The 22,422-nt window shown below is 65.4% G+C and carries 21 protein-coding genes; 10 read left to right on the top strand and 11 right to left on the bottom strand.

Annotated features, from left to right (window positions below):
- The first annotated feature begins 92 nt into the window (after positions 1-92).
- The 7 genes from ligM (at position 93) to EAE28_RS01965 (ending at position 6,438) form a co-directional block, all read left to right on the top strand.
- Positions 93-1,508: a vanillate/3-O-methylgallate O-demethylase gene (ligM, locus tag EAE28_RS01995; RefSeq protein WP_127104146.1), complete on the top strand. Its 1,416-nt coding sequence runs from the start codon at positions 93-95 to the stop codon at positions 1,506-1,508.
- Positions 1,509-1,703: 195 nt separating this feature from the next.
- Positions 1,704-2,693: a TRAP transporter substrate-binding protein gene (locus EAE28_RS01990; protein WP_127104145.1), complete on the top strand. Its 990-nt coding sequence runs from the start codon at positions 1,704-1,706 to the stop codon at positions 2,691-2,693.
- Between the two features lies 1 nt (position 2,694).
- The gene (locus EAE28_RS01985) at positions 2,695-3,204 is read left to right on the top strand and encodes a TRAP transporter small permease (RefSeq protein ID WP_246022213.1); all 510 of its coding nucleotides are present in this window, start codon (positions 2,695-2,697) and stop codon (positions 3,202-3,204) included.
- Complete coding sequence (locus EAE28_RS01980) at positions 3,201-4,505, top strand: TRAP transporter large permease (RefSeq protein WP_127104143.1); 1,305 nt, start codon at positions 3,201-3,203, stop codon at positions 4,503-4,505. The genes EAE28_RS01985 and EAE28_RS01980 overlap by 4 nt, the downstream gene beginning before the upstream one ends.
- Before the next feature lie 2 nt (positions 4,506-4,507).
- Positions 4,508-5,188 carry an alpha/beta fold hydrolase gene (locus EAE28_RS01975; RefSeq protein ID WP_127104142.1) on the top strand — a complete coding sequence of 227 codons (681 nt, stop codon included), beginning with the start codon at positions 4,508-4,510 and terminating at the stop codon, positions 5,186-5,188.
- A 12-nt stretch (positions 5,189-5,200) separates the two neighbouring features.
- The gene (locus EAE28_RS01970; RefSeq protein WP_127104141.1) at positions 5,201-5,515 is read left to right on the top strand and encodes a YciI family protein; all 315 of its coding nucleotides are present in this window, start codon (positions 5,201-5,203) and stop codon (positions 5,513-5,515) included.
- Between the two features lie 17 nt (positions 5,516-5,532).
- Positions 5,533-6,438 carry a methylenetetrahydrofolate reductase gene (locus EAE28_RS01965; protein WP_127104140.1) on the top strand — a complete coding sequence of 302 codons (906 nt, stop codon included), beginning with the start codon at positions 5,533-5,535 and terminating at the stop codon, positions 6,436-6,438.
- A gap of 103 nt (positions 6,439-6,541) precedes the next feature.
- Here EAE28_RS01965 and EAE28_RS01960 read toward each other — a convergent pair whose 3' ends face one another.
- From EAE28_RS01960 to aroQ, 8 genes are all read right to left on the bottom strand, one after another.
- Complete coding sequence (locus tag EAE28_RS01960; protein ID WP_127104139.1) at positions 6,542-7,285, bottom strand: hydroxypyruvate isomerase family protein; 744 nt, start codon at positions 7,283-7,285, stop codon at positions 6,542-6,544.
- Positions 7,282-8,328: a DUF1513 domain-containing protein gene (locus EAE28_RS01955; RefSeq protein WP_127104138.1), complete on the bottom strand. Its 1,047-nt coding sequence runs from the start codon at positions 8,326-8,328 to the stop codon at positions 7,282-7,284. Before EAE28_RS01955 ends, EAE28_RS01960 begins: the two co-directional genes overlap by 4 nt.
- 3 nt (positions 8,329-8,331) lie before the next feature.
- Positions 8,332-9,315: an imelysin family protein gene (locus EAE28_RS01950; RefSeq protein WP_127104137.1), complete on the bottom strand. Its 984-nt coding sequence runs from the start codon at positions 9,313-9,315 to the stop codon at positions 8,332-8,334.
- Complete coding sequence (locus tag EAE28_RS01945; RefSeq protein ID WP_246022211.1) at positions 9,315-10,850, bottom strand: di-heme oxidoreductase family protein; 1,536 nt, start codon at positions 10,848-10,850, stop codon at positions 9,315-9,317. Before EAE28_RS01945 ends, EAE28_RS01950 begins: the two co-directional genes overlap by 1 nt.
- On the bottom strand, positions 10,837-11,322 hold the full coding sequence (bfr, locus tag EAE28_RS01940) for a bacterioferritin (RefSeq protein WP_127104135.1): 486 nt from the start codon (positions 11,320-11,322) through the stop codon (positions 10,837-10,839). The genes EAE28_RS01945 and bfr overlap by 14 nt, the downstream gene beginning before the upstream one ends.
- A gap of 2 nt (positions 11,323-11,324) precedes the next feature.
- On the bottom strand, positions 11,325-11,564 hold the full coding sequence (locus EAE28_RS01935; protein WP_127104134.1) for a (2Fe-2S)-binding protein: 240 nt from the start codon (positions 11,562-11,564) through the stop codon (positions 11,325-11,327).
- Between the two features lie 33 nt (positions 11,565-11,597).
- Positions 11,598-12,857 carry an imelysin family protein gene (locus EAE28_RS01930; RefSeq protein WP_127104133.1) on the bottom strand — a complete coding sequence of 420 codons (1,260 nt, stop codon included), beginning with the start codon at positions 12,855-12,857 and terminating at the stop codon, positions 11,598-11,600.
- A gap of 173 nt (positions 12,858-13,030) precedes the next feature.
- On the bottom strand, positions 13,031-13,474 hold the full coding sequence (gene aroQ, locus EAE28_RS01925) for a type II 3-dehydroquinate dehydratase (RefSeq protein ID WP_127104132.1): 444 nt from the start codon (positions 13,472-13,474) through the stop codon (positions 13,031-13,033).
- Between the two features lie 193 nt (positions 13,475-13,667).
- Between aroQ and EAE28_RS01920 the strand changes: the two genes are divergently transcribed.
- Both EAE28_RS01920 and EAE28_RS01915 read left to right on the top strand, forming a co-directional pair.
- A complete protein-coding gene (locus EAE28_RS01920) occupies positions 13,668-15,026 on the top strand; it encodes a DUF1800 domain-containing protein (protein ID WP_164736521.1) in 1,359 nt (452 codons plus the stop codon).
- Between the two features lie 2 nt (positions 15,027-15,028).
- Positions 15,029-16,183: a DUF1501 domain-containing protein gene (locus EAE28_RS01915; RefSeq protein ID WP_164736520.1), complete on the top strand. Its 1,155-nt coding sequence runs from the start codon at positions 15,029-15,031 to the stop codon at positions 16,181-16,183.
- A gap of 38 nt (positions 16,184-16,221) precedes the next feature.
- Here EAE28_RS01915 and EAE28_RS01910 read toward each other — a convergent pair whose 3' ends face one another.
- Positions 16,222-19,278 carry an efflux RND transporter permease subunit gene (locus EAE28_RS01910; RefSeq protein ID WP_127104129.1) on the bottom strand — a complete coding sequence of 1,019 codons (3,057 nt, stop codon included), beginning with the start codon at positions 19,276-19,278 and terminating at the stop codon, positions 16,222-16,224.
- Positions 19,275-20,399 carry an efflux RND transporter periplasmic adaptor subunit gene (locus EAE28_RS01905; protein WP_164736519.1) on the bottom strand — a complete coding sequence of 375 codons (1,125 nt, stop codon included), beginning with the start codon at positions 20,397-20,399 and terminating at the stop codon, positions 19,275-19,277. The genes EAE28_RS01910 and EAE28_RS01905 overlap by 4 nt, the downstream gene beginning before the upstream one ends.
- A gap of 207 nt (positions 20,400-20,606) precedes the next feature.
- Here EAE28_RS01905 and EAE28_RS01900 point away from each other — a divergent pair, with 207 nt between their 5' ends.
- A complete protein-coding gene (locus EAE28_RS01900; RefSeq protein WP_164736518.1) occupies positions 20,607-21,065 on the top strand; it encodes a GbsR/MarR family transcriptional regulator in 459 nt (152 codons plus the stop codon).
- 15 nt (positions 21,066-21,080) lie between these two features.
- Here EAE28_RS01900 and EAE28_RS01895 read toward each other — a convergent pair whose 3' ends face one another.
- The gene (locus EAE28_RS01895) at positions 21,081-22,367 is read right to left on the bottom strand and encodes a flavin-dependent oxidoreductase (RefSeq protein WP_127104126.1); all 1,287 of its coding nucleotides are present in this window, start codon (positions 22,365-22,367) and stop codon (positions 21,081-21,083) included.
- Positions 22,368-22,422 lie beyond the last annotated feature (55 nt).

The following is a 22,422-nucleotide window of genomic DNA, read 5'->3' as shown; positions in this document are numbered from 1 at the left end:
GCCGAAACTGGCCGGTGAGGGGCGAATTTACTTGCATCCAGCCCTCCTTCTAAGCATGTTGTATACATTCTTGCCTTGGGAGGAGAATCGAAATGGTTGCAACCAGCCTTGAAGCCCTGATCGCACAAAACAATGGTGACCCCGTCACCATGCTGCGCAATTCGAAAATTGGCATGTATGTCTATCCGGTCGTCGCACCGGAATTCAGCAACTGGCGTGTAGAACAGGAAGCCTGGCGCAAGTCGGCCGTGCTGTTCGACCAGTCGCACCACATGGACGAGCTGATCGTCGAGGGCCCGCAGGCCACCGAGTTCCTGGCTCACCACGGGATCAACGCATTCCACAACTTCGGCCTGAACCGTGCCAAGCACTACGTTCCGGTCACCCCCGCTGGTCACGTGATCGGCGACCACATCATTTTCCGCGAGCGCGAAGACAAGTACATTCTGGTGGGCCGCGCGCCGACCTCGAACTGGCTGATGTTCTGCGCTTCGTACGGCAACTGGAACGTGCGCATCCGTTATGACCCGCGCTCGAACAGCCGCCCCGAAGGTGAGCGCGTTCTGCGTGAGCATTACCGCTTCCAGATCCAGGGCCCTGACGCCGGTGCGATCTTTGAGAAGATGAACGGCGGCCCGATCCCGGACATCAAGTTCTTCCACGTCGAGTGGATCAACATCGGTTCCAAAAAGGTGCAGGCGCTGCGTCACGGCATGTCCGGCGCGCCGGGTCTGGAAATCTGGGGTCCGTACAAGGACAAGGATTACATCCACTCGACCGTCATGCAGGCTGCACGCGACGCCGGTGTGAACCTGGTTCAGTGCGGTAGCCGTGCCTATTCGACCAACACGCTGGAATCCGGCTGGATTCCGTCGCCGCTGCCGGGCATCTACACCGGTGATGGCATGACCAAAGCCTACCGTGAATGGCTGGGCGCTGACATGTACGAGTCGGCGGGTGCCATCGGTGGTTCGTTCGTGTCGGACAACATCGAAGACTACTACGTCAACCCGTTCGAAGTTGGCTATGACTTCTACATCGGCTGGAAAAAAGACGACTTCATCGGCAAGGCCGCTCTGGAGAAAATCAAGGCCGAAGGTCCGAAGCGCAAGAAAGTCACGTTCGAGTGGAACCGTGACGATGTGCTGAAAGTCATCGCCTCGTCCTTCGAGCAGGGCACGCCCTACAAGTGGATCGACTTCCCGCAGCCGAACTACGCGTCGTCCTCGGCCGACCGCGTCGAGCGCGATGGCAAGATGGTCGGTATGTCGATGTTCAACGGCTACTCGTTCAACGAGCGGTGCCTGCTGAGCCTCGGCGTGGTGAGCACCGATGTCGAAATCGGCGACGTGCTGACCCTGAAATGGGGTGAGCCCGAGACCACCGGCAAGACCTCGACCGAAGCCCACAAGCAAGCCGAGATCCGCGTTCGTGTCTCGCCGACGCCGTATGCGGCTGAAGCGCGCACCTCGTACGCCGACAGCTGGCGGACCCGCACCAACGGGTGATACGATCTCTGGGCGGCGCCGGTGCAAACCGTGCGCCGCCTGGACCTTCGGGCCCGGGCCTGTTGGATGATTATAGCCGCTCCTTATGATGGGATCAGCGAAATCCATTTTAACGCGCGGTGTTCTTGGTCATAGTAGGTCCGGTCGAATGTAAACGATCCGGGGCATCGCGCCCCGAACCTTGGGAGGACTACCATGCTCAATTTCACAACCCTTCGCGCCGCTGGCGCGGTGGCTGCCACCGCTGCTGTTCTGGCAGCGCCCGCAGGTGCCACGACGCTGCGCTTCGCCCACTGGGTGCCGCCGCAGCACACGCTGACCGCCTCGACCATCCAGCCGCTGATTGATGCCACTGCCGCCTCGGGCCTGGAAATCCAGGTGTACCCCGGTGGTGAGCTGGGCGCCGGTCCGCTGGAGCAATATGTGCGTGCCGTGACCGGTGCTGCGGATATCGTCTGGGGGCTGCAAGGCTACACCTCGACCCAATTCCCCCGCACCATGATCTCCGAGCTGCCGGGCGCGCTGCCCGAAGGCATGCACGGCTACGACATGCTGTGGAACGCCTATGACGCGGGCGAGCTGGCCAACGAGTTCCCGGGCACCGTGCCGCTGGCGCTGTGGCTGTCCGAGCCCAACGTGTTCATCATGCGCGACCACGACATCCGCACCCCGGCTGATCTGGCCGGTCTGAAGATCCGTGTGTCGGGGTCGGCTGCTGCCGCTGCTGTTGAATCGCTGGGCGCAACGCCGGTGCAGATGCCGGCGGGCGAGATCTACAACTCGCTGCAAACCGGCCTGATCGACGGCGTGATCACCGGGGCGTCGGCCATTGGCGATTTCCGTCTGGATGAAGTTGCCAACAGCTACACGCTGGGCGCACCGCTGGGTCACATCTCGTTCTACGTGGTGATGAACCAGGGCGCCTATGACAGCCTGTCGGACGAAGAGCGTACGGCGCTGGACTCGATTGCCGGTCGCGAGCTGTCGGCCTCGGCTGAAGCTGGCTGGTATGCCCGCGCTGATCAGGTGATCGGCCAGATCACCGATGCCGGTGACAACACCGTCTACACGCTGACCCCGGAAGAAGCCGCTGCCTTCAGCGACCTGACCTTCCCGGTGCGTGATGCGGTCGTCGCCTCGATCGACGGCGGCGAGGAAGTCCTGCACACCATGCAGGGCATGTAACGTGCTTCGTACCCTCGATACGTTTGCGGGCAGGGTTATCGCCCTGGCCGCAGTCCTCGGCACCCTCGGCCTTTTGGCCGAGGTTGTCGTGATCCTGATCGACGTGATCGGGCGCTATTTCGGCTCGCCGCTGCGCGGCGCGCAAGACGTGACGCAAATGGCCATGGTGGTGCTGGTGTTCGGCGGCATGGCGTTGTGCGACCGTCAGGGCGGCCATATTGCCGTAGATCTGTTCGAGCGGTCCTTCCCCAACTGGCTGAACAAGCTGACCGATATCGTGGCGGCCGTGCTGGGCGCTCTGGTCTTTGGCCTGATCGCCTGGAACATGTGGAAGTCGGCTTCGATCTCGCAGATGCTGAACCTGTCGACCAATATCATCAATCTGCCCAAGGACTGGTTCCAGTATTACGTGGTTGTATGCTCGGTGATCACCGCTGCGGGCATGACGCTGCGCGCCGTCTACCTGAGCCTTGGCGGTTCGGTAACGCGACCGGAAGGTTATAATTCATGAGCGATTTCGGTATCGGCGTCACCGGGGTGGTCATTCTTTTCGCCCTGCTCGCCCTGCGCGTGCCCGTCGCCTTTGCGATGTTCGCGGTCGGATTTGTCGGGATTGCCATCCTTAACAGCCTCAACGCCGCTATGGTGTCGATGGCATCGGAAAGCTTCACGCTGGCCTCGTCGCCTGAACTGGTCGTGGTGCCGCTGTTCATCCTGATGGGCAACGTCGCGACCGAGACGGGGATGAGCCGCAAACTCTATGACGCGGCCTATGCGATGATCGGCTCGGTGCGCGGCGGTCTGGCCTCGGCCACGATCATCGGCTGCGGCGGGTTTGCCGCGCTGTCGGGCTCGTCGGTGGCCTCGGCGCTGACCATGGGCAAGGTCTCGCTCGGTGAGATGGAGCGGTTTGGTTACGACCCGCGCCTGAGCACTGGCGCTGTGGCTGCCGGCGGTACGCTGGGCATCCTGATCCCGCCGTCGACCGGCTTCGTGATCTACGCGATCCTGACGCAGGAATCTATCGGACGGCTGTTTCTGGCCGGGGTGTTCCCGGGCCTGCTGCTGCTGCTGATGTTTGTGCTGACCGCCACCATCCTGTGCTGGATCAACCCGGCCATGGGTCCGGCGGGTCCGCGTACCTCGGTGAACGAGAAACTGCGTGCGATGATGGGCGCGCTGCCGATCCTCAGCGTGATCGTGCTGACCATTGGCGGTATCTACACCGGCATCTTCTCGCCCGTCGAAGCCTCGGCTGTCGGTGCGGGTCTGATCATCATCATCGGCCTTCTGGCCCGGACGCTGACGCTCAACGCCTTCTGGACGGCGGCGAAAAGCTCGGTCACCACGACGGCCACGGTCATGCTGATCCTGATCGCCGCGCATATGATCAACCCGTTCCTTGCGCTCAGCCATATCCCGCAGGAACTGGGCCAGTTCCTTACCGAACTGAGCCTGCCGCCGATGGTGATTCTGGCGCTGATCCTGTGCTGCTACCTCATTCTGGGGTGCTTCCTGGAAGGTTTCGCCATGCTCGTGCTGACCATGCCGATCTTCTTCCCGATCATCCAGCAACTGGGCTTTGACCCGATCTGGTTTGGTGTGCTGGTCGTGCTGACGCTGGAGATGGGCCTGATCTCGCCCCCGGTCGGGGTCAACGTGTTCATCGTGAAATCGGTGGCACCCCATGTGCCGCTGGGCACGATCTTCCGCGGGGTCATGCCGTTCTGGTTTGCGATGATCATCACGCTGATCCTGCTGGTGGTCTTCCCGCAGATCTCGCTTCTCTTGCCTAACACGATGATCAACTGACCATGACAACGACGCTTCTGATCCCCGGCCTTTTGTGTGACGCCTATTGCTGGGAGCCGGTTCTTGAACGGCTCCCGGCGCAGGTGGCCGATCTGTCCACGCAGGACAGTCTCACCGATATGGCGCGGGATCTGCTGGCGCAGAACCCCGGCCCCCTGCGGGTGGCCGGGCATTCGATGGGCGCCCGTGTCGCGATCGAGATGACGCGGCTGGCGCCCGAGCGGATCGAGAAGCTGGCGCTGCTGGACACCGGCATCCATCCGCTGAAACCCGGCGAGCCTGCGAGCCGCGCCGAGATCGTGAAATTCGCCTATGACCACGGCATGCAGGCGCTGGCAGAGCGCTGGCTGCCGCCGATGGTCTGGACAGGCAACCAGACGAATGCAGCCCTGATGGCGGATCTGACCGCCATGGTGCTGCGCATGAACCCCGACCTGCACGCCCGCCAGATCAAGGCGTTGGTCGAGCGGCCGGATGCCACCGCGGCAATGGCGCAGATCACCTGCCCGGTGCTGCTGATGGTCGGCCGGTACGACCAATGGTCGCCGGTCGCGCAGCATGAGGACATGCTGGCGCTGTTGCCGGATGCACAGTTGGACATCATCGAAGACGCGGGCCATTTCGCTCCGGTCGAGCGGCCCGATGCGGTCGCGGACCGGCTGGTCCCCTTCCTGCGCGACTGACGGAGGGCGCTCATGTTTTTTCTTATGGAATGCCAACACTTCCCGGCCAAGGATTCCGAGCGGGACCGGCTGCGTGCGCAGCACCGCGACTGGGTTGCCTCGGGCGGCGAGGGGCTGTGCTCGGTGCTGATCGGCTCGGCTCTGTGGGCCGATGACGGCAGCGCGCTGGGGCATTGGGGCATCCTTGAGGCCGAGACGCCGCAGGCCGCCCGCAGCTTTGCTGAAGGCGATCCTTTTGCCCGCGAGGGCGTGGTTTCGGCCATCGATATCACCCGGCTGGCGGATGGCTTCAAAGCCGACCGTATCAGCCCCCGCATGACCACCTGACACTGGAGGACCCTGTCATGGCTCTGTTCAACCTGCGCGCCAACAAAGGCGCTGCCGACAAGCCCGAGCTGAAGACCGGCGCGCTGTCGGCGCTGCTTGAGGGCACCTCGATCGAGGTGATGCCGCGCACCGCTGCCAAGATCGAAAGCTTCGCCGAAATCCTGCCCGCCGGCACCCGCGTCTATGTCGCGCATCTGGACGGCACGCCGATCGACGAGATGGTCGAGACGGTCAAGCGGATCACCGATGAGGGCTTCCCGGTGATGCCTCACGTCCCCGCCCGCATCATCGACAGCCGCGCCACGCTGGAAACCTGGCTGAAACGCTACCGCAACGAGGCCGGTGCCGAACAGGCGCTGGTGCTGGCGGGCGGCGTGCCGACGGTGGCGGGTGAGTTCACCTCGTCCATCGACCTTTTGAAAACCGGGCTGTTTGACGAGCTGGGCTTCAAGCGCCTGCACGTCGCCGGGCACCCCGAGGGCAACAAGGACATCGACCCCAAGGGCGGCACGGCTGTCGTCGATGAGGCGATGCTGTGGAAGCAGAACTTCTCGAAGAACACCGACGCCGAGATGGCCATCGCCACGCAATTCGCCTTCGAGAGCGGCCCGATCATCGCCTGGGCTGAGCGTCTGCAAGCCATGGGCGTCACCCTGCCGATCCATCTGGGCGTCGCCGGTCCGACCAAGCTGCAAACCCTGATCAAATTCGCCATCGCCTGCGGTGTCGGCCCGTCGCTGAGCGTGCTGCAGAAGCGCGCGATGGATCTGACCAAGCTGCTGGTGCCGTTTGCACCGACCGAGATGCTGGCGGAGATCGCGGCCTACAAGACCTCGCATCCTGACAGCCTGCTGGAGCATGTGCACCTGTTCCCGCTGGGCGGGATCAAGACCTCGGCGACCTGGTTGAGCGAGCACAAGTAAACAGAAGCGGGGGGCTGCGCGCCCCCCGCACCCCTGCGCCAAAGGGGGGAGCACGCTCCCCCCTTTGGAAACCCCCCGTGGATATTTAGAGACAGAAAATGGGTCAGCAGGCGGAGAGCCTGGGGAGCCAGTCGAGCGAGGCGTCGGTCGGGCCGGTGGGTTTGTACTCGGCGCCGATGGGGCCGGGCCAGTTGAGCCGGGGTAGAAGCGTCGCGTAGTCGACACTGCCGTGATCGGGCGTGCCACGGTCGGGGACGGCGGCGATCTGGATATGGCCGATCAGCGGGCGCAGGGTGTCGAAGCGGTCGAAGACCTCGGGCTCGGTGCGGCCGACATGGTAACAGTCGAACATCAGTTTCAGGTTGGGGCGGTGGAGCGTTTTCAGCGTGTCGACCGCCTGGGCGATGGTGTTGAGGTGGTAGCCGGGCACGTCCCAGCGGTTGATCGCCTCGATCAGCAGGGTCATGCCGGGCGGCGCGCTGTCGCAGGCATAAGCGAGGTTGGCGTGGTAGGTCGCGTCGTCGCCGTGTTTGCCGGCCATGACGTGCACGGCGCGGGTGTCGGTGGCTAGCGCGTAGGCGAAGGCTTCATCGATGGCGGCGCGGGCCTCGGTTTCCCGGCCCTTCAGGGCAAGAAGCCCGAAGTCGCCGGGTCCACCGGGGCGGGTGTTAAGGCTCATCATCCGAAGGCCGGTCTCAACGAGCGCGGCGCGGGTCTCGGTGGCGGGGATGGCATAGGGGAAGTGGCACTCGACCGCTGCGAAGCCTGCGGCCTTGGCGGCGCGGATCGCGTCGGGCAGGGGGCGGTCGGTCCACAGGAAGCCGAGATTGGCCGAGAACGCCCTCACAGCGTGACGATGTGGTTGTCCCAGGCGCGCGGGCGCAGGCCCAGCGGCCGGGCGTGGCCTTGCGTGACGCGCAGGACACCGCCGCCGCCATCGGTGGTCAAGAACCCGCCGGGGCAGGGCGCAAGGCCGCAGATGTCAGCGCGGGGGGTGGCACCAAGGAACGCGCCGCTGGTGTCGAAACGGTGCAACCGGCCGCCGCGGGGAGAGGTGATCGCTACCTCACCGCCGGTGAAGGCGCAGGAGCCGGCGTAGCCCTGCATCAGGGCCTGCTCGGCGTGCGGGGCTGAGGCGAGGAGGGGCGCGTCGCCGCGACGGTGCAGGCCGAGGAGCGGGACGACCTGTGCCGGGTCGCCCTCCCATTGCATCGCGAAGGCGAGGGTGCCGTCCTCATAGCCAAGGTGGCGGATCGAGGCGAAATGCAGGGCAGGGTCCAGCGTAACCTGCTCGGAAATGGTGCCTGCGTCGATGTAGCTCAGCGAGGGGGCCATATCGGGCAGGTTCAGCTTGGTGCGGTCGCTGGGGTCGGTGGCAATGCCGCCATTGGCGACGGCGAAAACGTCGCCGGGCAGGCGCAGTACCTCATGCGGGCCGATGCCGCCGGTCTCGATTTGTCCGAGACGGCGATAACCGGCGTCCCAAATGCCCAGAAAGCCCTGACTGTCGGACGCGCGCTGCTCGGTGGTGTAGAGCATGCTGCCATCCTCGGTAAAGGCACCGTGGCCGTTGAACTGCATCCCCTCGGGCGGGGTCAGCTGGCGCAGCAGGCTGCCGGTCGCGCAGTCGAGCACCAGCGCAAAGGCACCGGGGCGGCGGGCGAAGACCACGGCCTGAGGCCGGTGCGGATGCCCGGCCCCGGCATGGCCGCGCGAGGGTAGGGGAAGGCGGAAGGTGTCCGCGCCATCTTCGGCGATGCCAAAGAGTGCATAAGCGCCGTCGCTTTCGCGCGCGCAGGCCAGCCAGCGGGGCCCGCCCGCATCGGCCCAGCTGGGTTTGGGCGCGGCGACGGCCACCAGCCCGGCGAGGAAAGCGCGGCGGCTGGTCATGGCTCAGTCTCCGTCCGCCGAGTTGAAGCCGGGCGCGATGCCCATCGTCTCGCCGATGTCGACGATCAGCACATCGCCAATGGTGCGCACCCGGCCTTGCAGTGATTCCAGCCGAAGCCGGGCTTGCGGATCGGTGATGTCCTGAAACGCCGGATCTGCGATCGTGCCGGCGAAATATTTCGCCGTGTCAAATGCTTGGTCGACTGCCTCAAGCGGTTGGCCTGCCAGCGCGGTGGCCATCTGGTGCAAAGCTTCCAGCGACAGGGTCACGTTGCGCATGCTGCGGTTCGCGCGCCATGTCTCGGCCCGTTGCGGGCGCGGGTGGTCCAGTGTGCCCATCGGGCGGCCAAGGCGCTGGTCGGCGATGAACTCGATCCCGCCGTGCAACTGGGTGAAGAGCGCGCGCTCGGCCTCTTGCGGCGAGAGGTAGACGCCGTTGTCGGTCGCCCCGGCATTACGCAACTCAGGCGCGAATTTCTGGTTCCAGGCGGCGTTCACGGCTTCGGCCTGATTGGCCAGATCCTGCGCCATGACCGTCACCAGCGTGCAGGAATAGCTGCCCGCCGCATAGTCGTTGAACTGCGGATCGTAGAGCATGGTTTCCAGCGCATAAAGCCCGCGCGCGGCGGCCGAGACCTCGGTAAAGGCCTCGGCGTCGGTACCCATCGTGTCCTCATCGGCGATCAGCCGGGCCAGTGTGCGCCGCCCGCTGCTGCGGTCGTCGGGCCAGTAGGCCATGCTGAGCGTCGCCTGCTCCTGCGGTCCCATGCGCAGATGGCTGATGCCCATCCAGGCGTCAAAGGCATTGTTCCACGCGGGGGGCAGCGCGTCGGGCAGGCAATTGTCGGCGGCGGCGCTGGCCAGATCCTGCGTGGCGCTGGCGAAGGCGGCCTCGCCGGGCAGGATGTGGGTGTCGATCACGGCGTTGACATCGGCCAGCGCGGGGGCGGCGGCGAAACACAGGGCGAAGGCTAGGCTGTGGCGCATCAGAGGGACTCCAGAAAGCGCAGCAAGGCCGCGCGGTCATCAGGGGCGAGGGCGACCACGGCATCGCGGGCTGTCTGCGCCTCGCCACCGTGCCAGAGCACGGCTTCCAGAAGAGACCGCGCACGCCCGTCGTGCAGGAACTGGGTATGCCCGCTGACCCGCTCGGTCAAGCCGATCCCCCACAAGGGGGCAGTGCGCCATTCGGTGCCGGTCGCGCGGGCTTCGGGACGGTGGTCGGCCAGAGCCTCGCCCATGTCGTGCAGCAGAAGGTCGGTGTAGGGCCAGATCAACTGGAAGCTTTGCTCAGGCCGGTCGGGCAGGCGGGCGGTGACAAAGGCGGGCTGGTGGCAGCTCGCGCACCCCAACTGGTGAAAGATCGCGCGGCCGCGCAGCACTTCCGCGTCATCCACGTCACGCCGGGCGGGGACGCCCAGATTGCGGGCGTAGTAGGTGACCAGATCGAGCGCTTCCTGACTGACCTCGACGCCGCCCTGCTCGGGGTCCGCGCCGTCGATGGCCATGCGGCAGACGGTTTGCGCCGCTGTGCAGTCGCCGGCGCTGTCGGGGAACAGCGGCGTCGACAGACCCATGTCGCCCGAGAACGCGGCGGCACTTTGCTGCATCACTGTGGGCGCGCCGGCCTTGTGGCCGAAACGGCCCAGCATGGGCGCGTTGAATTCAGGCGACCAGACGATGTTGGGGCGGCCCGAGATGCCGTCGCCATCGGCATCGTCGGGGTCGGCGTGGGCGAGGATGTCGGTGACTGGGATCGCTTCGAGCAGACCGAGGCCGAGCATCTGGGGGGCGACGCGGGGGCTGAGCAGGGCGTCGTCGCCCAAGGGGCCAAAGGCCAGATCCTCGGCCCGCCAGCTGGGACGCCGCAGCGAAGCGGTTTCGCCCCCGGCCAGTGCAACCGGGATTTCCTCCCAATCCACGGCCAGCCGGTATTCGGCCTGCTGGCCCTGCAGCGCGAAGTCCTGCATCTGCGCACCGTAAACCGGGTGCGGCAGGGTGGCGATGTAGTCGGCGATACCGGCGGGGCCAGCCGTGCCCTCGGGCGCGGGGACCGAGACGCGCAGGAACATCGAGATCGCGTTATCGTCGCCGGGGCCGGGCGGATGGCCGCGCCCGTCGAGCAAATGGCAGGTCTGGCAGCCGCGCGCGTTGTAGAGCGGACCCAGACCATCCGACGCAATCGTTGACGAAGGGGCCGAGACCCAGAGCCGGGTGAACAGCCCGTTGCCCAGACGAAAATCCATCTGGTCTTCAAAGCTCATGTTCGCCGACGGTTGCGAGAAAGCGTCATTGCCCGTGCGCGCCCGCACCGTCGCGGCACCGCCCGAGCGCAGCTCAAAGCGCTGCGGCAGGGTTGGATCGCTGGGCGGCGCTGTCACCAGAGCGACGCGCCGGGCTTCGGCTGGGGTGCGGGGGGTGGCGTTCAGGTGCAGGTCGGTCAGATCCTGCGCGGCCAAGGGAGCAGCGAGTGGCAGGGCTGTGAGCAGCCCTGCCAGCAGGCGGGCCTTACTCGGCCTCATCCATCGGCGCGGCGTTGAGCAGCGCATAGCGTTCGTCTCCGAGGCGGTCATAGAGCGCCAGCTGGGTTTCGAGGAAATCGATATGGCCTTCCTCGTCGACCAGCAGCGCCTGAAACAGCTCCATCGTGCCGAAGTCATTCACCGACTGGCAATAGGCGCGGGCCTCGCGGTAAAGCGCTACGGCTTCCTCTTCAGCCGCCAGATCGGCGGTCAGGGTTTCGCGCGGGCTTTCGCCGATGCGCAGCGAGTCGAGCTTTTGCAGGTTGGGATGGCCGCCCAGAAAGATGATCCGCGCGATCAGCTTGTCGGCGTGTTGCATCTCTTCGATGCTTTCCTCACGGCTTTTCTTGGCCATGCGGGCCAGGCCCCAGTCTTCCTGCAGACGGAAATGCAGCCAGTACTGGCTGACCGCCGTCAGTTCCGAGCGCAGGGCCTTGTTGAGATACTCGATGACCTTTGTATCACCCTTCATCGTCAGTCCTCCTGTTGGGCCGCGCGGCGCAAACCGCGCAGCTGACTGGGAACTTCCGTATTCGGATTTCCCCTCAGGGTCGAGAGGAAGGTCTTCATGCAACCACCACAATCGGCGGATTTACCCAAGGCGCGGTACACTTTGCCGGGCGTGATGATCGTCAGCGGGTCCGAGGCCCGCATCCAGTCCACGGCGGCATGGATGTCCCGGTCGGTGATGCCGGTGCAGGAACAGACGATCATCGCAAAGGCCCTCAGTGCTTGCTCTAAACGGGTTTACTCGAAAACGGCGCCGGGGTTGTCGAGGCTGTCCGAGCCTTCGATCGCCACACCGTCCAGATTGAGCGCGACAATGACACGCTCGATGTCACGGGTCTGCGCGACCAGCGCATCCACCGCTCCCATGATCACAGTCTCGCCGGTCTCGTTGCCGGGCGCGAGCATCATGTCATAGGTCATGCCGCCCTCGGCCGTGTCGACCATGGTTTGCAGCGCGGCGACCGAGGCATCCAGACCCGCGCTCAGCGCCTGATCCAGCGCCGGATCGGTTTGCGCGACCAGATCGCTCAGGCTGGGGCCGTCGACAACGCTGCCATCTGTGCGGGTATAGCTGCCGGTATAGACGTTCCGGATGCCCAGCCCGTCGTAGTAGTGGCTGTAATGTGTGTTGTCCGAGAAGCAGTCATGCTCTTCCTCGGGGTCGTTCAGCATCAGGCCCAGACGGATACGCTCGCCGGCCAGCTCGCCGTAAGACAGGCTGCCCATACCGGTCAGGATCGCCGCAAGGCCGGCGGTCTCATTGGCGGTGACCGCTTCGCGCGCTGCGCCGCCATCGGTCCAGTTGGCGGCCATTTCCTCAAGATCGGTGATCAGCAGCCCGGTTGCAGCGCGCAGATAGGCCGCGCGGCGGTCGCAGTTGCCATTGGTGCAGTCGTCGCCCTGCGCATAATCGGTCCAGGGGCGTTCGCCCGCGCCAGCGTCGGTGCCGTGCAGATCCTGACCCCAGAGCAGGAATTCGATGGCGTGATAGCCGGTGGCGACGTTGGCCTCGACCGCGTCGGCCTCTTGCAGCACGTCTTGCAGCAGGGTCGCGTCGATCACCGAGGCATCAATCGTCTCGCCCGAGAGGGTCAGACTGGGATTGGCGATCACATTGAGCTGCGCGGCGGGGTTGTCGTCACCACCGATATAGCTGCGCGCGACATAGTCGATCAGGCCCTCGTCCAGAGGCCAGGCGTTCACACGGCCCTCCCAGTCGTCGACGATCGGGTTGCCAAAGCGGTAGGCCTCGGTCTGCTGATAGGGCACGCGCGCAGCAATCCACGCAGCGCGGGCGTTCTCCAGCCCGGCTTCGGACGGGGCGGCCAGAAAGGCGGCAATCGCTTCGGACAGGTTCTGCGCGCTGTTCAATGAGTCGCTGTAGGCGGCTTCGGCGATGTCTGAATAGGTGGTCAGCACCTCGGCAGGCGTCACGGCGTTCGCGGCCATGGGGAACGTCAGGGCGGCGGTCAGGGCAAAGGTCGAAATATGGCGCATGAATCCTCGGGCTGGCTGGGCGCCGGGGATGGGAACGGCGCTTGAAAATCAGGCCGGGCTTGTCCGTGTCAGGGTGGCACAGCTTGGCTTGGCTGAGCGCAATCTGCGTCCGGCCAGCCTGAATGTCAATCCTGATATCTTTACTTGGAATAAGCGCGGGGCCGCGCGGCGGGCTATTTCCCCGCCAGCAACAGCGCCATATGCCGCATCGCCAGCGCGTAACCATGCACGCCGAACCCGGCCATCACGGCATCCGCGCGGGCACTGACATAGGAATGGTGGCGAAAGGCCTCGCGCTTGTGGACCTGGCTGATATGCACCTCGATCACCGGCCCCTCAAAGGTCATCAGCGCATCGAAAACCGCGACCGAGGTATGGGTCAGCGCAGCCGGATTGATGATGATCCCGGCCGCTGTTTCGCGCGCCTCGTGGATCCAGTCGATGATCTGCCCCTCCCAGTTCGACTGGCGCAGCACCGACTCAAGACCGGCCTCATGGGCAATGGCGGCACAGGCGGCGGCGACATCATCCAGCGTCTCGCGGCCGTAGATCTCGGGCTGGCGCTTGCCCAGCAGGTTCAGGTTGGGGCCGTTCAGGATATGGATGGTGCGGGTCATCGGATCTGCTCACAAAACTGTTTGCACAGCTTACCGATTGGGCAGGGGCTGCGCCAGCCCGTTGGCGCTGCGCTGTTTCCTGCCGAGCGGCCACGCGCACAGGGTTGTGTTTTCCAAACCGCTAGGTCTGTCACCGCAGGCGCGCTACCCTGTGTCATCGCCCCTGACCGGGGCGCGCACCACCGGGGGGCCCATGCGGACCATTGCCAGCTTTATCGCCCTCAATCGCTTCGGTCTGGGGGCTGCACCGGGTGAGGCCGACGCAATCGGCGATGACCCGCGCGGCTGGCTGAGCGCGCAGATTCAGCCAAGCGCGCCCTTGCCCGAGGCGCTGCGCGGCTTTCGCAGTTCGGAAGCGATCATCAACGGCATTCTGAGCGCCCGTCTGGAGAGCCCGGAGGCCCAGCAGCGAGAGCGCCGCCGCGCGCAAGAGCAGGATTTCGACGCCGAGATGCTGGCCCGCGCCAGCCAGATGATCACCACGCGCGCCCCGCTGGCCGAGCGTCTGGTGCTGTTCTGGTCGAACCATTTCACCGTGTCCTCGGCACGTCGTCAGATCGCCCCTGCAATCCCGTCCTTCGAGCGCGAGGCTATTCGCCCGCATGTCTTTGGCCGCTTTGCCGATATGCTCCTGACTGTCGTCCAGCACCCCAGTATGCTGGTTTATCTGGATAATACCTATTCCATCGGCCCCGGATCGCCGGCGGGCCTGCGCCATTTGCAGCGCAATCCCACCAGAACGACGCTGAACGAGAACCTCGCGCGGGAGGTGCTGGAGCTGCACACTCTGGGCGTTCACGGTGGCTATACGCAGGCCGATGTCATCCAGTTCGCGCTGGCCCTGACCGGCTGGACGCATGGCGGCGTGCGGCGCGGGGACCGGCCGCGGCACGGTGGTTTCCAGTTCATCCAGCGCCATCACGAGCCGGGCGACAAAACCGTTCTCGGCCAGCGCTATGCCGAGGGCGGTGTGGACGAGGGGGTGCAGATCCTCAACGCTCTGGCCCGGCACCCGGCCACGGCACACCATCTTGCGACCAAGCTGGTCCGTCATTTCGTCGCCGACGATCCGCCAGAGGCGGCCGTCGAGCAGATTGCGCGGGTCTATCTGGAGACCGACGGCGATCTGGGCCGCGTCATGCAGGCGGTGATTGACCTCGACGCGGCATGGGCGGATCCGCTGGCCAAGGTCAAACCGCACTACGACTATGTCATCGCCGTGCACCGCGCCGCGGGGCAGGGCGCGCCGCACCGGCGCGACATCGTCCAGCCCCTGCGGTTGCTGGCGCATTTGCCCTTCACTGCGCCGTCGCCGCAAGGCTGGGGCGACCGTGCGGCGGACTGGATCGGGCCTGAGGCGCTGATGATCCGGCTCGAATGGGTCAACCGCTTCACCTCGCGCCTGCCCGGCGGCGTCAACCCGCGCGCGGTGATGGAGCAAAGCATCGGTGCCGTGGCGCGCGATGTGACGCAGACATGGGTCTACCGTGCGCCCTCGGCGGATGCGGCGCTGACGCTGTTGTTCGGCAGCCCCGAGTTTCAGAGGAGATGAGCATGCTCACCCGCCGCCGCTTTCTGCATCTGACCGGCGCGTCGCTGGCCGCCTCGCTTGCGGCATCGCGTGTCGCCTTTGCCTCGGCCCCGACTGATAACCGCTTTGTCTTTGTCTTCCTGCGCGGCGGGCTCGACGGGCTGCACGCGCTCGCGCCCTTTGCCGACACCGACTATCAGCGCCTGCGCCCCTCGTTGGGGCTGAAGGCGGATCAGGTGCACAGTCTGGACGGCTACTTTGGCCTGCATCACGGTTTGGGTGCGCTGATGCCGCTGTGGCAGGCAGGCGAAATGGCCCTGATCCCCGCAGCGACCACGCGCTACCGCGACCGCTCGCATTTCGACGGCCAGAACCTGCTGGAGAATGGCACCGGGCAGCCCTTTGGCGCTGGCGATGGCTGGTTGAACCGGGCGATTGCCGGGCTGAACGGCGGCGATCAGCGGTTGGGCCTGTCACTGGGCCCCTCGGTGCCGCTGATCTTGCAGGGGCAGGCGCGGGTGCAGGCGTGGTCGAACGAGCAATTGCCGGATCTGGATGAGGATTTCCTCGCGCGGCTTGCCATCGTCTATCGGGGCGATCCGCTGTTCGCGATGGCGCTGGGCGAAGCCACGGGCGCGCCTGAGCCGGATATGGGCGGCGCCAGCGAGACCGGGAATTTCCAGATCGCCGCGCATGCGGCGGCGGACCTGCTGGCACAAGAACACGGCCCGCGCATCGCGGTGATGGAACTGGGCGGCTGGGACACGCACGTCAATCAGGGCGGGCGCCTGACTGGCCTGCTGGGGCGGCTGTCCGCCGGGTTGATGACGCTCCACGCCGGGCTGGGGCCCGAGTGGTCGCGCACGGTCGTCATGGTTGCGTCGGAATTCGGGCGCACAGCGGCCGAGAACGGCAACGCCGGCACCGATCACGGCACAGGCGGGCTGGCGCTGTTGGCCGGGGGCGCGGTCAACGGCGGGCGTATTCTGGGGGCGTGGCCGGGGCTTTCCAACCGGGCGCTGTTCGAAGAACGCGACGTGCTGGCGGTGAATTCCTACGAGGGGATCTTCAAGGCAATCCTGACCGGGCATCTGGGGCTGGACCCCGCTTATGCCGAGCGGGTGGTCTTTCCGGGCAGCACCGATCTGTCCCCGATGGACGGCCTCTTGCGCGGATAAGGAAATGGGGACCGAGCCTGCGCCCGGTCCCCGTTGTCTTAGTGGATCTGCTGCTCGTCAGGGCGTTTGTCCCCGGCCAGCACCTTGCCCAGCAGCCAGCGCAACCGGTCCTTGAGGCCCTCAAGCACCGAGAACACCGAGGGCACGAACAACAGCGACAGCGCGGTGGAGAGCAACAGCCCGCCGATCACCGCCACAGCCATCGGCGCGCGGAACTCGCCGCCCGTGGCGCTGCCCAGTGCCGAGGGCACCATGCCTGCCGCCATGGCAATGGTCGTCATCACGATGGGACGCGCCCGCTTGTGGCCTGCGTCGATCATCGCGGCGGCGCGGTCCTTGCCTTCGGCCACGCTGGTCAGGGCGAACTCGACCAACATGATCGCGTTCTTGGTGACGATCCCCATCAGCATCAGAAAGCCGATCACCACTGACAGACCGATGCCCGAGCCATAGATATACAGCGCAAAGATCGCGCCGCCGATGGCCAGAGGCAGCGACAGCATGATGGTCAGCGGCGTGACGAAGCTGTTGAACAGCAAGACCAGCACCACATAGACCAGCATCAGCCCGGCGCCCATCGCCAGCGCAAAGCTGGAGAAGATCTCGTTCATGGTTTCCACATCGCCCGAGGCCTGCAGCTCAGCCCCCTCGGGCATGTTGCTGGCTGCGGGCAGCGCGTTGATCGCCTCTGACGCCGGTCCCAGATAGACACCGGGCGCAAGGTCGGCCTGAATCGTGACGCGGTAGCGGCGGTCATACCGCTCGATGATGCTGACACCCGAGGCCAGCTGCACATCCGCCACCGCCGACAGCGGCACCATGGTGCCCGAGCTTGACGGGATGCGGAACCCGGCCAGCCGCGAGATGTCGCTGCGCGCCGCTTCGTTCAGGCGTACGCGGATCGGGATGCGTTCCTCACCGGCGTCGAACTGCGCCAGATTGGCGTCGATGTCGCCAATCGTCGCCACCCGGACCGCCGCGGCCAGCGTCGATGCCGTTACACCCATTTCCGCCGCCCGCTCGGGGTTGGGCGTGATCTGGATCTCGGGCCGCCGAAGCGCGGCTTCGGACGAGACGCCACGCAGCTCGGGCAGGCTGCGCATTTCGTGCAGCAGGTCGGTGGCGGCCTGCGCGACGGCGGTCTGGGTATCGGCCAGCACGTTGATCGAAATGTCGCGCTGCCCTTCTTCGCCCAGCACGAAGACGCGCAGGTCGGGCAGATCGGCGAGATGGGCCGCGATATCGGCGTTGACCTCGGTCCACGAACGCTCGCGCTCGGATTTGTCGCCGTAGTTCACCTGCAGGCTGAGCGAGGTTGCCGACGAGCCGTTGACAAAGACGCGCTGAATCTCCGGCACTTCGAAAACCCGCTCGCTGACCACCTGCGCGGTGCGGCGGGCTTCGGGCAGGGTGGTGCCCGGCGGCAATTCAACCGTAACGACCGAGCGGCCGGTATCCGAGGGCGGCACAAATTCCTGCGGCAGCAGGGTCGCGGAATAGATCGACCCGGCAAACAGCATCAGACCAAACAGCAAGGTGATCGTGCGGTTGCGCAGCGTCCAGCGCAGGACGCGCATATAGGCGCGCATGATGAAGCCGTCCTTGACCTCGTGCACGACGGCTTTGCTCTTCATGAAATAGGCAGCAAACAGCGGCGTGATCAGCCGCGCCACGGCCAGTGAGAACAACACAGCCACGGCCACAGTCAGCCCGAACTGCTTGAAGAACTCGCCCGCGATGCCGCCCATGAAGCTGACCGGCGCGAAGACCGCCACGATGGTCAGCGAGATCGCGACCACCGTGGTTCCGATCTCGGTGGCCGCTTCGATGGCGGCCTCATAGGCGGATTTGCCCATGTGGATGTGTCGGTCGATATTCTCGATCTCGACAATGGCGTCGTCGACAAGGATGCCGACCACCAGTGTGATCCCCAGCAGGCTGATGGTGTTGAGCGAAAAGCCCAGCAGATCCATGACGATAAACGTCGGAATGGCTGACAGCGGCAGTGCCACGAAGGCCACCACCGTCGCGCGCCAGTTGCGCAGGAACAAGAAGACCACGATGATCGCCAGCAGCGCACCCTCGTAGAGCGTCTCCATCGCGGAATCGAAGTTGGCCTCGGTATAGATCGTCGCGTCGTCGATCAGCGAAAATTCGGTGTCGGGGTACTGGGTGCGCAGCTCGTCAAGCCGGGCTTCCGCGTTCTCTGCGGCCAGCAGATCGCTGGCCCCTGTGGCGCGGTAGACGCCAAAAGCCACCACCGGACGCCCGTTATACAGCGCAAAGCTGCTCGCCTCGGACGCGCCATCGGTGACGGTGCCCAGCTGGTTCAGCGGCACGGTCTGGCCGGTGGGCAGCCGGATCGGCGTTGCCGCCAGTTGTTCCAGCGTCGGGGCCGACCCCAGCGCGCGGATCACGTACTCCGAGCCGAAAAGATCGCCCTGACCGCCGCCCTGATCCAGATTGGTCTGTGCCAGTTGCTGACTGATGGAACTGGCGCTCAGGTTCAGCGCCACCAGCCGGTCAGGGTCCAGATCGACGCGGATCTCGCGCTCGGCCCCGCCCAGACGCGTCACGCTGCCAACGCCCGCCGCCCCTTGCAGGGCGCGGGCCACCACGTCATCGACAAAGCTCGACAGCTCTTCGATGCTGCGCGTCTGGTCGGCAACGGCGAAGGTCAGGATCGGACGGCCGGTGAAGTCCAGCCGCTGCACCACCGGATCGCTGGTGGTGTCGGGCATCTGGTCGCGGGCCGAGGTGACGGCATCCTTGACGTCATTCAGGGCACGGTCGGTGTTCGTGCCCATCTCGAACTGGATCACCAGCTCGGCCACACCGTCGCGGGCGGTGGCCTCGATATGGCGCAGCCCGGCGATGTCGCTGACCTCATCCTCGATCGGCTGGATCACCTGACTGGCGATTTCCGAGGGGGCCGTGCCCGGTGCCGCGACGCCGATGGTGATTACCGGCAGGTCGACGTTGGGCATCTCGGTGACCGGCAAGCGGCCAAAGCTGACCAAACCGGCGATGCACAGCACGACAAACAGCGCGATCGGCGGCACGGGCTGCCGGATCGACCATGTGGAAAGGTTCATTCTGCGGCCCCTTCACGCACCGGGCGGATCACGTCGCCATCGCCAAAAAAGGCCCCGGCCCGCGCGACAACCTCATCGCCCTCGACCAGCCCGTCCGTGACCTCTTGCCAACCATCCCACGCGATGCCGGTCTGGATCATGCGGCGCTCAAGCGTGTCGTTGGCCCCCAGACGCAGCACGAAACTGCCCTCCACATCGCGCAAAACCGAAGCGACGGGAACTGCCAGCCCGGTGCGATCAGCCACCACGATGCGTCCGCCGACGTACAGGCCGGGACGCAGGCCGGTCGTGTCATCCAGCGAAATGCGCACCTCGCCCAAGCGGGTGGTCGGGCTGACCACCGGGGCGATCAGGCGGACATGGCCCGTGACCGGTGCCAGCCCTGCAATGTTCAGGGTCGCCGGATCGTCGGGGTGCAAGAGTACCAGCTCGGTCTCGATCACTTCGGCGGCGACCTCGACCACACCATCCTCGATCAACCGATAGATCGGCTCGCCGCCGGTTGCGGCAATCGCGCCGATCTGACCGTTGCGGTCCGAGACGATGCCAGCCACGGGCGCGGTGATTTCGGCGTTCTCGAAATCCAGCTGCGCCACTTCCAGCGACGCCTGCGCCTGTTGCAGCGCCGCCCCTGCGGCCTGCACGCCGTCGCGCGCCGATTGCGCATTGGCCTGTGCGCTCAGCTGCGCGGCCAGAGCCTCATCCAGTGCCGATTGCGTCGCGGTCCCGCTTGAGCGCAGCGCGCGCGCGCGTTCGAGCACCTGATTGGCTTGCTGAAGCTGGGCTTCGCTGGAGTTGACCTGGCTTCGGGCCTGTCCTTGCGCCGCTTCCGCATTGGCCAGCGCCGCTTCGGCCTGACGCACGCGCAGTGCCAGCGTGCGGTCGTCTATGCGCGCCAACACCTCACCGGCTTCGACATGATCGCCGATATCGGCATTCAGTTCGGTGATTGCGTAGCCGCCCGCGTGCGGCGAGACCAGCACCTCGCTGCGGGCGATCAAGGAACCCGACACCGGCACCACCTGCTGCAACGGATGCACCGCGGCCGTGGCGACGGTTACCGAGGGCGCCGGGCGCGGTTCGACCGACGCCTCTTGCGCCATCAGGGGCAGGGGCGCCATCAGCAAACCCAAGGCGGCGGCGGCCGTCCGGATAAGAGAGGAAGGGGCAGCGTGCATCCGGATCTCCGTCAATGGGCCAAGCGGCACCATGATTTGTTCAATTTTAACTGAACGCAGGTAGGGGTGCAGGGCCCCTGCGTCAAGGAGCGTTCAGTCTTGAATGACCTTTGGTGGCGTTTAAGATAGCAGGGGTTCATGGAAGATACGATGACAACGCATATTTTGACCACACGCGCCAATTTTATCGACTTTATGGGTCATGCTCTTGAAGGCAATGGCATGCCGCCGATTGCCGGGCGTATTCTGGGTCTGCTGATCTTTGACGGCGAACCGCGCTCGTTCAGCGATCTGGCAACCGAGCTGGGGGTCAGCCGGGGCAGCATCAGCGCCAATGCGCGCGCGTTGGTTCAGCGCGGATCAATCATCAAGGTGAACATGCCCGGAGACCGGCAGGACTATTTCCAGCTGGCCGACGAGTCATTCTGTGTGCTGTTGCAGACCATCGCAACCCGCATGCGCAGCACGTCGCAGGCCGTGCAGGGCTTTGCCAGCGAGTTGCCAGACGACGCCACGCCGCACAAGCGGCTCGACGGGCTGGCGGTGTTCTTCACGGCAATGGCCGACGGAATAGAAAACGCAGCCAAGACGCTCAATCAGCGCTGCTAGGCTGCGCTGTCCACGTCAGCCGACGACTGGCGCGGTTCTCTTGACGCGGGCACCCGCTGGGATCGTCGGCGGGGCCGCATTCAGCTTTTCGATGGCAAACCCCGCGGCGGCCTTGTAGCCGGCCATGAACCCACTGCGCTCGTCGGGTGAAATCACCGCATCGATATCATCGAACTCGCCGCCGCAGCGTTCATCCACCATGTTCAGCAAGCCAAACGGCCCGGCCCCCCGATTGCGCAGGATCACGGCTGAGATCGGGCCGCAGAGTTGCTGATCGAACGCGGCAAGCGCTTGCGTGGTCAAGCCGTTTGCAACCATGCTCGCGCCCAGAATGCGCGCGTCCACAATCGCCTGACTGGCCCCGTTCGAGCCCGTGGGATACATCGCATGCGCCGCGTCGCCGATCAGCAACACATTGCCATCGCGCCAGGTGTCCACCGGGTCACGGTCGATCATCGGGTTTTCATAGGCAATGCTGCCCGCCCGGATCAGCGCCGGTACGTCCAGCCAGTCATAGGTCCAGCCATCGAAGTGATGGGCGAAATCCTCGATCGCAACTTCACGGAACCAGCCGGTATTTTCGCGCGCCGAGGGGTCGTCATAGGTGACCTCGGCGATCCAGTTGATATCGGCCATGCCATCGGCATCGGGGTGCGAAATCGGATAGATCACCATGCGGTGTTTGTGCGTACCAAGGCCGACAAAACTGCTGCCCGTGCGGATCGGCTTGGCGCGCGTCACGCCGCGCCACATCACCGCGCCGCCCCAGTGGATCGGCGGCTGATTGGGGTGCATCTGCGCGCGGATGGCGGAATGGATGCCGTCCGCGCCAATCAGGAACGCCCCGGTTTCTTCGCGCCCATCGTCGAACAGGGCGGTCACGCTGTCATCGGCATTCTGGCGGTAGCCGGTCACCCGGCGGCCCAGTTGCACCGCATCGGCGCCCAACCGGTCGCAGACCGTCTGGTAAAGCAGCATGTGCAGCGCGCCGCGATGCGCGGCGTATTGCGGCCAGTTGTAGCCTGCCAGTTCACCGCGCGGTTCGGCATAGATGTCGTTGCCATTCAGCCCGACCAGCGCCCATTCGCGCGCCGGAACGCCGACGGAATCCAGAACCTCAGGCCCAAAGCCCAGATCATACAGTTCGCGCACCGCGTTGGGCTGCAGGTTGATCCCCACGCCCAGAGGTTTGAGCGCGCGCACGGATTCGAAGACCACACAGTCGACGCCGATCTGATGCAGCGTCAACGCTGTGACCAGACCGCCGATACCGCCCCCGGCAATCATCACCTTTTGCGTCATCCCTGTATCCCCCTGAATGATCCGCGCGCGTTTTCGCAAGAAAACGCCGCCGGAG

Origin of the sequence: Pararhodobacter zhoushanensis (assembly GCF_003990445.1) — a bacterium.
GTDB lineage: Bacteria > Pseudomonadota > Alphaproteobacteria > Rhodobacterales > Rhodobacteraceae > Pararhodobacter > Pararhodobacter zhoushanensis.
This window is presented reverse-complemented; position numbering and strand designations above follow the sequence as displayed.